The following is a 12,778-nucleotide window of genomic DNA, read 5'->3' on the forward strand; positions in this document are numbered from 1 at the left end:
TTTAGTTAAATCTATTTGAATCCGAATGCCATAATTTATCCCAATAAACTTACGCAATATCTATTAATTCCTTTATCCAAGGATGATCAATCTCAATATTTTGCTCAGGGAGGTTACACTTTAGATAATTGGGAACAATTAGAGAAGGATTGACGAGAACAAATCTTAACTTTAGAAGCACAACCTACTTTGAAAACAAAATATGGGCAAAAATATCAGATTATTGGTTCGTTAAATTGTCCTAATGGTTTTATTTTAAATATAAAAACGATTTGGATAGTGACTGAAAAAATCACTAAATTTGTTACTTTATTTCCTGCACAGGAGAGATAAAAGATGACATTTCCTCTATTTTCTCAAGTTCAATTAATTCAAGATATTCCTGAATTTAATCTCAAAAAAGGTAGTATTGGGGTAATTGTTGAATATTATGCTATGTCTGAAGGAGAAGATGGCTACAGTGTAGAAGGTTTAATTGCTCAAGATACAGTAGAAGTTGCTGAATCTCAAATTCAATTAATTAATTCTGAATTCTTGAGCAAACCTTGTACATTTATTTAGGCGATCGCTAGTTAACATCAGTTCTGGTTACGGAATGAGGTTATTTAACCAAACTTTGTTACGACCAGAATTAGCAACAAAAGCATCTATATCACCATCTCCATCCACATCTGCTAAACTTACACTATTGCTACTGGAATTTCCAAAATCTTGCTGTGAGTCAGTGAAATTGCCACTACCGTCATTCAACCAAACTTTGTTACGACCAGAATTAGCAACAAAAGCATCTATATCACTATCTCCATCCACATCTGCTAAACTCACACCAAAGCTAATGAAATTCCCTAAATCTTGCCCAGAGTCAGTGAAACTGCCACTACCGTCATTTAACCAAATTTTGTTTTCACGCTTATTAGCAACAAAAGCATCTATATCACTATCTCCATCCACATCTGCTAAACTCACATCATAGCTACGGGAATACTCCAAAGCTTGCCCAGAGTCAGTAAAATTACCACTACCGTCATTTAACCAAACTTTGTTAGGATCACCTAAATTAGCAACAAAAGCATCAAGATCACCATCTCCATCCACATCTGCTAAACTCACACCTGTGCTATAGGAATTCCCCAAAGCTTGCAGTGAGTCAGTGAAATTGCCACTACCATCGTTTAACCAAACTTTGTTAAGCTGATTATTACCATTAGCAACAAAAGCATCAAGATCACCATCTCCATCCACATCCGCTAAACTCACATCTTCGCTAACGAGACCTCCCCAAGCTTGCTGTGAGTCAGTGAAATTGCCACTACCGCTATTTAACGAAACTTTGTTCGGCTGACCATTCCAATTAACAACAAAAGCATCTTTGTCACCGTCTCCATCCACATCTGCTAAACTTACACCAAAGCTACTGGAATTCCCCAAAGTTTGCTGTGAGTCAGTAAAATTACCACTACCGTCATTTAACCAAACTTTGTTAGGCTGATTAATATTAGCAACAAAAGCATCCGTGTCGCCATCTCCATCTACATCTGCTAAACTTACACCAAAGCTACTGGAATTCCCCAAAGCTTGCTGTGAGTCAGTGAACAACTCAATCACTGGAGGACTGGGTGGAGGACTATTGACTGTTTGTATCAGTACAACAAGCAGGGCAACTGCTATTACCACTGCTGAAAAAACCACAAAGGGTTTCCTCAAAGTCTTTAGCCATCTTGGAAGTCCCATGATAGAAATTTCTCCTTTGCTATTTTTTTTCTCTACTATGCATTAGGGTAAACTAAAATTCTCTAAATTACCAAGTTTAATAATTCCCGATAGACAAGAGTTTTCATCTACAAATTTCCTAAATGATGAGGTGCAATTTTAGGCTAATGTCTTTAGCCAAGCTAAAAAAAACAGGCAGAGCTAACTAGCTGGTTTTTTTCATTGAAAAGGCGATCGCTAGTTAACGTCAGTTCGGGTTATGGAACAAGGGTATTTAACCAAACCCTGTTAGGCTCAAAAATATTAGCAACAAAAGCATCAATGTCACCATCTCCATCCACATCTGCTAAACTCACACCTGTGCTATTGGAACTCCCTAAATATTGCCCAGAGTCAGTGAAATTGCCACTGCCGTCATTTAACCAAACTTTGTTAGGATAACCTAAATTAGCAACAAAAGCATCAATGTCGCCATCTCCATCCACATCTGCTAAACTCACACCATAGCTATTGGAATCTCCCAAATCTTGCTCTGAGTCAGTGAAATTGCCACTACCGTCATTTAACCAAACTTTGTTACGAGCACCGAAATCAGAAATATTAGCAACAAAAGCATCAATGTCACCATCTCCATCCACATCTGCTAAACTCACACCTGCGCTCTTGGAACCCCTCAAAGCTTGTTGTGAGTCAGTGAATTTACCACTACCGTCATTTAACCAAACTTTGTTAGGATAACCTAAATTAGCAACAAAAGCATCAATGTCGCCATCTCCATCCACATCTGCTAAACTCACACCTAAGCTATCGGAATCCCCCAAAGCTTGCTGTGAGTCAGTGAAATTGCCACTGCCGTCATTTAACCAAACTTTGTTCGGCTGATTTCTATTAGCAACAAAAGCATCAAGATCACCATCTCCATCCACATCTGCTAAACTCACACCTCTGCTACTGGAATTCCCCAAAGCTTGCTGTGAGTCAGTGAAATTGCCACTACCGTCATTTAACCAAACTTGGTTAGGCTGATCCTCGCCATTAGCAACAAAAGCATCAATGTCACCATCTCCATCCACATCTACTAAACTCACACCTGTGCTATAGGAATTCCCCAAAGCTTGCTGTGAGTCAGTGAAATTGCCTCTACCGTCATTTAACCAAACTTTGTCAGGAGCGCCATTATTAGCAACAAAAGCATCAATGTCACCATCTCTATCCACATCTGCTAAACTCACATCTAAGCTATTGGAAGTCCCCAAAGTTTGATGTAAGTTAGTGAAATTGCCACTACCGTCATTTAACCAAACTTTGTTAGGCGGACCATTATTCTGAGCACCAAAAGCATTATTAGCAACAAAAGCATCTTTGTCACCGTCTCCATCCACATCCCCTAAACTCACACCATAGCTACCGGACTTCCAAAAAGCTTGCTGTGAGTCAGTGAATTTACCACTACCGTCATTTAACCAAACTTTGTTAGGCTGAACACTATTAGCAACAAAAGCATCAATGTCGCCATCTCCATCCACATCTGCTAAACTCACACCGCTGCTAAGGGACTTCCCTAAAGCTTGCCCAGGGTCAGTGAATTTACCACTACCGTCATTTAACCAAACTTTGTTACGACCAGAATTAGCAACAAAAGCATCAATGTCACCATCTCCATCCACATCTGCTAAACTCACACCTTCGCTACCGGACTTCCCTAAAGCTTGCTGTGAGTCAGTGAAATTGCCACTACCATCATTTAACCAAACTTTGTTAGGCTCATATTCGTTAGCAACAAAAGCATCAATGTCACCATCTCCATCCACATCTGCTAAACTTACACCTCTGCTACTGGAATCCCCCAAAGCTTGCCCAGGGTCAGTGAATTTGCCTCTACCGTCATTTAACCAAACTTTGTTACGACCAGAATTAGCAACAAAAGCATCAATGTCGCCATCTCCATCCACATCTGCTAAACTCACACCGCTGCTAAGGGAATCCCCTAAATCTTGCCTAGAATCAGTGAAATTGCCCCGACCGTTATTTAACCAAACTTTGTTAGGCTGATTAATATTAGCAACAAAAGCATCAATGTCACCATCTCCATCCACATCTGCTAAACTTACACCACTGCTATCGGAATTCCCCAAAGCTGGCTGTGAATCAGTGAAATTGCCACTACCGTCATTTAACCAAACTTTGTTACGACCAGAATTAGCAACAAAAGCATCAATATCACCATCTCCATCTACATCTCCTAAACTCACACCTGCGCTATTGGAGTTCCCCAAAGCTTGCTGTGAGTCAGTGAACAACTCAATCACTGGAGGACTGGGTGGAGGACTATTGACTGTTTGTATCAGTACAACAAGCAGGGCAACTGCTATTACCACTGCTGGAAAAACCACAAAGGGTTTCCTCAAAGTCTTTAGCCATCTTGGAAGTGCCATGATAGAAATTTCTCCTTTGCTATTTTTTTATCTACTATCAGTAGGGTAAACCAAAGCCTCCCACCGAAATATTTGCGATAGGTTAGGACAGACGGTGCGTTATATTTCGTTAATGCACCCTAGCAGATTAACTAACAATTATTATATAGAACCCATTAACTGGACTTTTGAGGAAGTTGAGGTTTTGGAGGTCTCAGTTCAGATTTGGGACCTCTAAAATCTGACTTTTAACTTTCCCACTAAATAAGGTTTGGGACTTCTCAGTTAACAAAAAAGTGCTATAGTAAAAATTTGTAGAGTCAAGCCAAAAGTTAGGACATAGCCAAAAGCTAAAACGAGCATCAGAAATTACTTCTGACTTCTGACTTCTGACTTCTGACTTACACAAGCTAGGGGTGCCTAGAATATTCAGGCTGAGAAATACCCTTAGAACCTGAGACTGGTTAATACCAGCGGAGGGAAGCTGTTTATTTAAGGAATGAATATATGCGGACAGAATGGATTGCCAAGCGTAGTGGACACAAAAATGTCTCTCAAATGCACTATGCTCGTCAGGGAATTATTACTGAAGAAATGGACTTTGTTGCCAAACGAGAAAAACTCCCTGCTGAGTTAATCCGCGAAGAAGTAGCAAAGGGACGAATGATTATCCCTGCTAATATTAACCACACTAACTTGGAACCGATGTGTATTGGCATTGCTTCTCAGTGTAAAGTTAATGCTAATATTGGTGCTTCTCCCAACACTTCTGATATTCAGAAGGAAGTTGATAAACTGAAACTGTCTATTAAATACGGTGCAGATACCGTTATGGACTTATCCACAGGTGGCGGTAACTTGGATGAAATCAGAACTGCCATTATCAACGCTTCTCCAGTTCCTATCGGTACAGTACCAGTTTACCAAGCTGTAGAAAGCGTTCATGGCAGAATTGAAAATTTAACTGCTGACGACTTTCTTCATGTGATCGAAAAGCACGCTCAACAAGGGGTAGATTATCAAACTATCCATGCCGGAATTTTAATCGAACATCTACCTCTAGTCAGAAGTCGTATCACTGGTATAGTTTCCCGTGGCGGTGGAATTATCGCTAAGTGGATGCTACACCACCATAAACAAAATCCTCTTTATACTCACTTTGATGACATCATCGAAATCTTCAAAAAATATGATGTTTCTTTCAGTTTAGGAGATTCTTTGCGACCTGGTTGTACTCATGATGCTTCTGATGAAGCACAGTTAGCAGAATTAAAAACATTAGGTCAATTAACTCGCCGTGCTTGGGAACATGATGTGCAAGTGATGGTAGAAGGTCCTGGTCATGTACCGATGGATCAAATTCAGTTTAATGTGAAAAAACAAATGGAAGAGTGTTCAAGTCCTCCTTTGGATGTTTTGGAACTAGATCCTTTGGCATCTAACGCTAAGGAAAAAATGGAAGAGTTTAATGTTGTAGGTCCCGCTCCTTTCTATGTTTTAGGTCCGTTAGTAACAGATATTGCTCCTGGTTATGACCATATTACTTCTGCTATTGGTGCGGCAATGGCGGGTTGGTATGGTACAGCAATGTTATGTTACGTTACTCCGAAAGAACATTTAGGTTTGCCTGATGCTGAGGATGTGCGAAGTGGGTTAATTGCTTATAAAATTGCTGCCCATGCTGCAGATATTGGTCGTCGTCGTCCGGGAGCAAGAGATAGGGATGATGAACTTTCTGCTGCTCGTTATAATTTTGATTGGAATCGTCAATTTGAGTTATCTTTAGATCCAGACCGAGCTAAGGAATATCACGACGAAACTTTGCCTGCAGATATTTATAAAACTGCTGAATTCTGTTCTATGTGCGGACCAAAATTCTGTCCGATGCAGACTAAGGTTGATGCTGATGCTTTGACAGAATTAGAGAAGTTTTTGGCTAAGGAAAAGGAAGTTGTAAGTCAAAGTTAGGCATTGCATAAATGCGCTGTGGAATGGGCATCTTGCCCGTTATTAATAGTTTTGTGGAAGTGGAATGGGCATTGGTGGAATGGGCATCTTGCCCGTTCCTGATATTTTCTCATTCCTGACATTTTCGGGACAGGCAGGATGCCTGCCTCCACTTAAAATTAGGAGTAAAAAAAATGACATCAAAAACCGTGATTCAAGTAACAGCAAATGGGCAGTTAGAGTTACCGTCAGAAATTCGGTCTCAGTTACAATCAGGGGATGAATTTCTCTTGTGGCAAGAGGAAGATACTATTATCCTCAAACGGGTGGAAAAGTCAACTGTTGAGGAAATGGTTAAGGCAAAGAAAGGAGTTAATCATAAGTCAGATTCACATTTTTTTGAACTCTGCGATCGCCTTCATAAACTTAATGAAATCGATCCTATCTCCTCAGAAGAAATTCAAGCAGAAATTAAGTCTTATAGGCAGGAGAAGCATAAAGTTAACTTAAGTTAATGCGAATTATCTTAGATACCAATACTGTAATTTCTGGACTACTTTGGCGAGGAAAACCTTTTGAGGTTTTGGAGTTAGTGCGTTCGGGACAAGTTGAAGCTTACACTTCTGAGGCAATGCTAGAAGAATTGTTAGATGTTCTACGAGGTAATTATTAATTATTAATTATTCATTATTAATTATTAATTATTAATTATTAATTATTCATTATTCATTATTCATCCAGCTCAAGAAGCATTTTGAGTCTTTCTAAAACTATAGCTTCTTGTTGACTAATTTTAGGTCCTGTACCAAATATTCCTTCTCCAGAAGCATTAGCTATTTGAGTCGCTATTTCATAGAGAAATTCTTTGTATTCTTGAGCTTCTTTCGGAGTAGCTTTTAGATCAGCGATCGCAACTGCTGCTTTAATTTTTTCTTGTGCATCTTCCAGAAATTCTGGAAAATTTACGGCATTTTCTATCTCATTTATTCGAGTTGTTTTTTCTGCAATATCTACCAACAAATTTTGAATCAGTTGATTATCCTGATAATTTAACTTAGCGTGCTTAACTTCTTTTTTAAAAGTAAATACTTCCTTAACAGCCGAAAAAAGTGTAAATTCAGAGGCAATAATTATCATCGAAACTAAAGTAATTGCTTGTAACAATAACTGCCATTCTGAATTTGTATAATCTACTTTAGTCGTCATTTTTATGGCTCATATTTTTCAGATTTTCTTGTAGCTCTGATATAGTAAATATTGACTCAAACTGAAGACCTTCTTTTTGATAAAGCTCTCTACCTCCTTGCTCCCTATCTACAAGGGCAAAAACCCGATGGACTTGATAGCTTGCTTCTCGCAGTCGATTAACAGCTAGCATTGCTGAAGCTCCAGTAGTGACAACATCTTCCAAAACAACTACTTTGGCATTAGCTTCTAGTGAAGGTCCTTCTATATAAGCCATTGTGCCATGTCCTTTAGCTTGTTTTCGGATAATTAAAGCTGGTATGGGACGATTTTCATAAGCTGAGACGACACTAACAGCTGTTACCATTGGATCTGCACCTAAAGTTAAACCTGCTACACCTTGAGTATCTTCAGGTAACATGGAGAATAATAACCGTCCAATTGCTAAAGCACCTTGGGGATGAAGAGTAACGTATTTACCATTTATGTAATAGGAGCTACGTTGTCCAGAAGATAAGACAAAATCTCCTTCGCGATAAGCTAAATTACATAACAAATGGAGTAGTTCTTTTTTGATGGTTGTTAAATCAACAGTAGCTAAGGAAATTTGATTTGTCATACTTTTATGGCGCTATGCGCTAGGGAATAGGGAATAGGGAATAGGGAATAGGGAACAGTAGACTTTCAAAAGTTAATCAGGGATAACTTCTGACTTCTGACTTGTGACTTCTGACTTGCGCGTAGCACTATATAATCTCACTGCTATAATACGAGCAATTTCGCAGTAATAACCTACAATAAATAATAACGTATGGCCATGAATTGGAAAAGCCTTAGTGGCATAATGATTTTTTCAGCGATCGCGACTCTAACATCTGTCCAAATTGCTGAAGCAGGAGACCCTAAATCTCCTGTTCGTACATATCAACCTTTTGCAGAAGAGTTTAACGAAGCAAGTCAAAGATATTCTGGTAACTTTTTTACTAAAACAGAGTTGTTGAACCAAATAGGTCGTTATTTCGGTATTTTAAGGTTTCCTGATAACGCTATTTCTGATGACTTACGCCGAGTAAATCAGCTTTATATAGAAGAACAAAGGCGGCAGTTTTCTAGTACACCAGTCATTAGAACTCCTGATTTAGTTAATCCCTATAATTCATCAGTAATGACAGCTCCTACTTCTGATTCAATTCCTACTTTTGGTGGTAATTAGGTAAGCATTCAGCCGTCAGCTATTAGCTAGCCTCCTACGGAGGAACTGCGTTAACAGCTATTAATTTTGAGGAAGATAAAGCAACCTTTGAAATTGAGTTTGAATAAAATTTACTGGCAAAGTCTTCTTCCTAAACCTTAGAAGTAATTATATCATGTCCGGTTGAATAATTAGACAATGGTTGTCCGAAGGCAGGAGGCAGGAGGCAGGAGGCAGAAGGTTTTCTTTCATTGTCACCTTAATTTTATACACGCTCCGATGCTATCGGACATGATATTACTCATTACTGATAGCTGAGTGCTAATAGCTGTTTGCGCAGCATTCCGCAGGAAATGCTTATATCATGTCCGGTTGAACAGTGATAAATAAATAACTACGGAGGAGTCAGGAGTCAGGAGGAAAGAGGGAAGAAAGAAGAACAACAGCAGAAGAAGGAGAAAGTTTTTTTATAACTAATTATCCGGACATGATATTACATCCTATCCACTTTGAAGCAGAAGTAATTATTAATTATTAATTATTAATTATTAATTGTTGAATAACCCCTCGGCGTAATCATCCAATTATTGTAAATACCTGTAGATTCATTACCAATCAAAATTACTGTCAACATATCAATAGAAAATTCCAATAATTTATCCAGACTTGTCAAGGTAATTTCTTCATTTTCTCGATAAACAGACCGGACAATTGCTACTGGAGTTTCGGGTTTACGATATTCTAAAAAGATATTCACAGCTTTAACTAATTGTTCTGTTCTTTTGTGGGATTTAGGATTATAAAGTGCCACGACAAAATCTGCCATTGCTACAGCATTTAAACGCCTTTCTATTACTTCCCAAGGTGTTAATAAATCGCTCAAACTAATAGCACAAAAATCGTGCATCAAAGGCGCACCAACTCTAGCAGCAGCAGATTGTAAAGCACTAACTCCAGGAAATACTTCTACCATAGGAATTTTGCCATCCCAACCTGTAGCTCGAAGTTGTTCTAACACTAATCCTGCCATGCCATAAATTCCACAATCTCCAGAAGAAACTACTGCGACGTTTAAGCCAAAATTTGCCAATTCAATTGCTCTTTCTGCTCGTTCTCTTTCTTGAGTAATAGGTAGTTTTTCGATGATTTGTCCAGGATTTAATAAGGGTTGAATTAGGTCAATATAAAGAGAATAACCAATGACAACATCAGCATAACTAACAGCCATTTGAGCAGCGGGTGTCATCTGTTCTAATTTTCCTGGGCCAGTGCCAATTAATAATAATTTTCCAGTTCTTCCTGTATATTCTTTTTCCGCTATAGCTACAGCAATAGTTGCTGCTCCTGGTTCTCCTTCTAGACGAAATATTTGCTTATTAACTAATAAATTTCCTTCATTAATTCCCTGAAAATCTGAGGATAAATTGTCGGTATTCTCTTTTAATTCTGAATTAAGATTATCTTTTTCTTCAGGGTTTAATACTCCGTAGTCTACAGGGTGTTTATAATTGGTTGGAGCTTGAGTCTCTATCCACTTCTTCCTCCTTACTTCTTCCTTCTTACTTCTTAATTCTTCCTCCTTACTTCTTCCTTCTTCCTTCTTCCTTCTTCCTTCTTTTGCTCCTAAAATTGCAGCAGCTTCAGCAACACTAGGAGTTCCTACTTCGCGAGCAACAATATTAGAAGGAGTAGGTACTTCAACACAGCTTAATAACTCTGAAGAAAAAGTCCGCAAAGGTAAATCTTGTTCCTGACAAAATTCTACTAAGCCTATTTCATCAGCTTTAAGATCGATAGTGGCAATTCCAGCGATCGCTCCCTGAGCTAAATGATGAGCTTGAAATACTTGTTGAATAGCAGTTGCAATTAATTTTTGAGAAGTACCTCTTTCACAACCAACCCCTATCCACAAAACTCGTGGATGCCATTGTACTTTCGGTAAATCTGAATCTGGAGAAAACTGGCGCTGAGTAAAACTAATCCAAATTCTGGCCTTGGGAGTAGGAACAGAGCGATCGCCTAATTCTGGAAATCCAAAATAAAATGGATGATTTTCAGGTAAATGCTCTTGCCATAAAGTCGAACCCACTTCCTGAATTACTTGTACAGTTTCTCCTCTAGCAACTATGCCACTGACTCTATTCCAGTCACCTTCCCCCCGTTGCCAACCAAAAGGTTTACCCAAAATATCAATACCAGGTAATCCTAGATTATGGGATGCGCCTGTAATAACTGGGGTAGCATTCAGGAGACGAGCGAGTACATTAGTTAGTTTATCAGCACCACCTTGATGCCCACTACATAAACTAATGACAAATTTACCTGCTTCATCTACAACGACTACTGCTGGATCATGATATTTATCTTTTAAAAGTGGAGAGATTAAACGTACAACTGCACCGCTGGCCAGACAGAAAACTATAGCACTATAGTTTTGCCAAATATTTGCTAGATGATTTTTCAGAGAGTCAGTGTAAATTTTGGTGTTAACAGTAGAATTTGTTGTGTGTTGACAAGACTCTGGTATCCACAGAGTTGCCCCCATTGTCTGACAAATAGGTTGTAATAGTTTTGTTGCTGTGGGAGTTGTGGCGATCGCTGCTATGGGTTGAAATTCTTGGCCAATTAAATTCATTTTTTAGGTATTTGAAATTGGATTTGTTATTTATTCTATGTCCTAAATAACTTGTTCCTTGCGATACCAACATCTTCTCTGTGTCTCCCTTTCTCCATGTCTCCACGTCCCCACGTCTATCGAGAATGAAGCAGCCTTGCCCTCCTGGGAGGCGTTAGGGGTGAGTACCCCACTCAATAGCCAAGTTGAAAAGTTTTTGAGAAATGGTATTGTAGTGAAGTTCTCCTAAATCAAATCAAAGATTATGATGTAGGCTTCCCCACCTCACGGACGGGGGCTTTCTGTTTTGCTGGCGCAACGCTACGCGAACAAAGGGAGTGCAACCACTTAACCCTCAACAGACACCAGACGATGATACCCACCGCCTTTTTGTACTAAACAATTCTGTACTCCAGAAAGTTCCCTCAAGAGTTTTACCTTTTCACGGGTTGACGCTTAACTTCAGCAATTGAACCCCATACTCTATGTCGTTTTCGAGCGTGCTGTTATCAAGTGCGTATTACCGCTACTCCTGATATAGTCAGAATAACACAAAAAAAGCACACAATGCAAGTTCCTAAGTGGACGCTACGTGGTTTATTTGTTGGTCGGCAAATAAACCGCCCGTTAACATTCGTATAACGGGAGACCCCTTGCCGACATCAAAGTTGGTTGTCCAAATTTTGTCAAATATTGTTGGCCAGTTAAGAAATCTAAAATTTTTATCACAAAAAACATAGAAAAAACTGCTGGGTTAACAAGTTATAACAGTCACCATTACTGTATTTGACATATCAAAAGCTTAAAATATTAGACAACTTAAAATGTAGACCAAGGGTTTTGAGTTTTGTAACTAAAATTAAATACAAGTACTTAATTTAACTCCCCTGGCGGTCAGGGTTTCCCAGGCTGAAGAATCCCGCGTTGTCCCGTAAGGGCAATGTCGGGAGTATGTCAATATCCATAAATAACAAGGAGAAAAAAATGAAGAAAAAGATGAAGCAAGAAACAAACACCATTATTTTAGAGATGGGCGCGGCTAAAAATAAAGATATCCGCAATTTGCAGAGAGGTGAAGGTAAGATATACAGTAACATAGCAAACATCCTCAAACAACTGAAAGCAAAAGGTGAAACTCCAGAAGATGCACAACCTATAATTGTAATTGTCAGGAAAAAAAGGGAAAAAACAGGACTTTTTGACTAAGTAAGCGATCGAATTATCTAGCTCTCACTCCATAGCAAGAGCTAGATAATTTTGTTTGTCGCCATATTGTCGCCATAAATAAATGGTGAGTTCAACAATTAATTAGGGCTTGCTGAAAAAGTATGAGTGGTAAGGATAGGAGTCAGAGTCCAGAATTTCCTACTGGCGTGTCAAGACTAAAATTGTGGGTTAGGAGGAGCCACCTAGAATACTTCTCCCCCAACCCCTCTCCTGATGAGTGAGAGGGGCTTCTCCCCCAACGCTAGCAGGGAAGGGGGTTGGGGGGTTAGGTTTTTTAATCCACATTTTCAAGCTTGACACGCCACTACGGAATGTTAAGCAAACAGAAGTCAGGAGAAATGGGAATTATATAAGAGAGAGGTATTGACATCCTCCCCGGCTGTTAGGCACGGGGATTCCTACCGAGCCTAAGCTCCTCGGTGGGTTGACACTTCATTGACTGCTGCTACCGTAGGCGGTAGTCTTACCCTTGCCTCCACGTCCGTTTAT

At 39.2% G+C, this 12,778-nt stretch carries 12 protein-coding genes and 1 riboswitch; of the genes, 7 read left to right on the plus strand and 5 right to left on the minus strand.

Features of this window, described 5'->3' with window-relative positions:
• Positions 1-162: 162 nt before the first annotated feature.
• Together F6K54_RS42650 and F6K54_RS03220 are read left to right on the plus strand one after the other, a co-directional pair.
• Positions 163-333 carry a DUF6883 domain-containing protein gene (locus tag F6K54_RS42650; RefSeq protein WP_366558042.1) on the plus strand — a complete coding sequence of 57 codons (171 nt, stop codon included), beginning with the start codon at positions 163-165 and terminating at the stop codon, positions 331-333.
• 3 nt (positions 334-336) lie between these two features.
• Entirely contained in the window at positions 337-561 is a 225-nt protein-coding gene (locus tag F6K54_RS03220; RefSeq protein ID WP_293074354.1) for a DUF4926 domain-containing protein, read from the plus strand.
• Between the two features lie 27 nt (positions 562-588).
• Here F6K54_RS03220 and F6K54_RS03225 read toward each other — a convergent pair whose 3' ends face one another.
• Positions 589-1,731, minus strand: a complete 1,143-nt coding sequence (locus F6K54_RS03225; RefSeq protein WP_293074355.1) for a VCBS repeat-containing protein — start codon at positions 1,729-1,731, stop codon at positions 589-591.
• Between the two features lie 236 nt (positions 1,732-1,967).
• Entirely contained in the window at positions 1,968-4,145 is a 2,178-nt protein-coding gene (locus tag F6K54_RS03230; RefSeq protein ID WP_293074358.1) for a VCBS repeat-containing protein, read from the minus strand.
• Between the two features lie 381 nt (positions 4,146-4,526).
• Positions 4,527-4,623, plus strand: a riboswitch (TPP riboswitch).
• Between the two features lie 8 nt (positions 4,624-4,631).
• On the opposite strand from F6K54_RS03230, the gene thiC reads away from it, so the two are divergent.
• The 3 genes from thiC (at position 4,632) to F6K54_RS03245 (ending at position 6,744) form a co-directional block, all read left to right on the plus strand.
• Positions 4,632-6,092, plus strand: coding sequence for a phosphomethylpyrimidine synthase (gene thiC / locus F6K54_RS03235; protein ID WP_293074360.1), 1,461 nt, complete (start codon positions 4,632-4,634; stop codon positions 6,090-6,092).
• Positions 6,093-6,265: 173 nt separating this feature from the next.
• Complete coding sequence (locus F6K54_RS03240) at positions 6,266-6,586, plus strand: AbrB/MazE/SpoVT family DNA-binding domain-containing protein (protein ID WP_293074363.1); 321 nt, start codon at positions 6,266-6,268, stop codon at positions 6,584-6,586.
• Positions 6,586-6,744, plus strand: a complete 159-nt coding sequence (locus F6K54_RS03245; RefSeq protein ID WP_293074366.1) for a putative toxin-antitoxin system toxin component, PIN family — start codon at positions 6,586-6,588, stop codon at positions 6,742-6,744. The genes F6K54_RS03240 and F6K54_RS03245 overlap by 1 nt, the downstream gene beginning before the upstream one ends.
• 56 nt (positions 6,745-6,800) lie before the next feature.
• Here the strand turns inward: F6K54_RS03245 and F6K54_RS03250 are convergent, their stop codons facing one another.
• Positions 6,801-7,277 carry a hypothetical protein gene (locus F6K54_RS03250; protein ID WP_293074370.1) on the minus strand — a complete coding sequence of 159 codons (477 nt, stop codon included), beginning with the start codon at positions 7,275-7,277 and terminating at the stop codon, positions 6,801-6,803.
• Complete coding sequence (gene pyrE, locus F6K54_RS03255) at positions 7,267-7,875, minus strand: orotate phosphoribosyltransferase (RefSeq protein ID WP_293074373.1); 609 nt, start codon at positions 7,873-7,875, stop codon at positions 7,267-7,269. Before pyrE ends, F6K54_RS03250 begins: the two co-directional genes overlap by 11 nt.
• A 198-nt stretch (positions 7,876-8,073) precedes the next feature.
• Between pyrE and F6K54_RS03260 the strand changes: the two genes are divergently transcribed.
• Positions 8,074-8,469, plus strand: coding sequence for a hypothetical protein (locus F6K54_RS03260; protein ID WP_293074376.1), 396 nt, complete (start codon positions 8,074-8,076; stop codon positions 8,467-8,469).
• A 520-nt stretch (positions 8,470-8,989) separates the two neighbouring features.
• Here F6K54_RS03260 and cobJ read toward each other — a convergent pair.
• Positions 8,990-11,083: a precorrin-3B C(17)-methyltransferase gene (gene cobJ, locus F6K54_RS03265; RefSeq protein ID WP_293074379.1), complete on the minus strand. Its 2,094-nt coding sequence runs from the start codon at positions 11,081-11,083 to the stop codon at positions 8,990-8,992.
• A gap of 963 nt (positions 11,084-12,046) precedes the next feature.
• On the opposite strand from cobJ, the gene F6K54_RS03270 reads away from it, so the two are divergent.
• On the plus strand, positions 12,047-12,268 hold the full coding sequence (locus tag F6K54_RS03270) for a hypothetical protein (protein ID WP_293074382.1): 222 nt from the start codon (positions 12,047-12,049) through the stop codon (positions 12,266-12,268).
• Positions 12,269-12,778 lie beyond the last annotated feature (510 nt).

It is taken from the genome of Okeania sp. SIO3B5 (genome assembly GCF_010692555.1).
In the GTDB taxonomy this organism is placed as follows: domain Bacteria; phylum Cyanobacteriota; class Cyanobacteriia; order Cyanobacteriales; family Microcoleaceae; genus Okeania.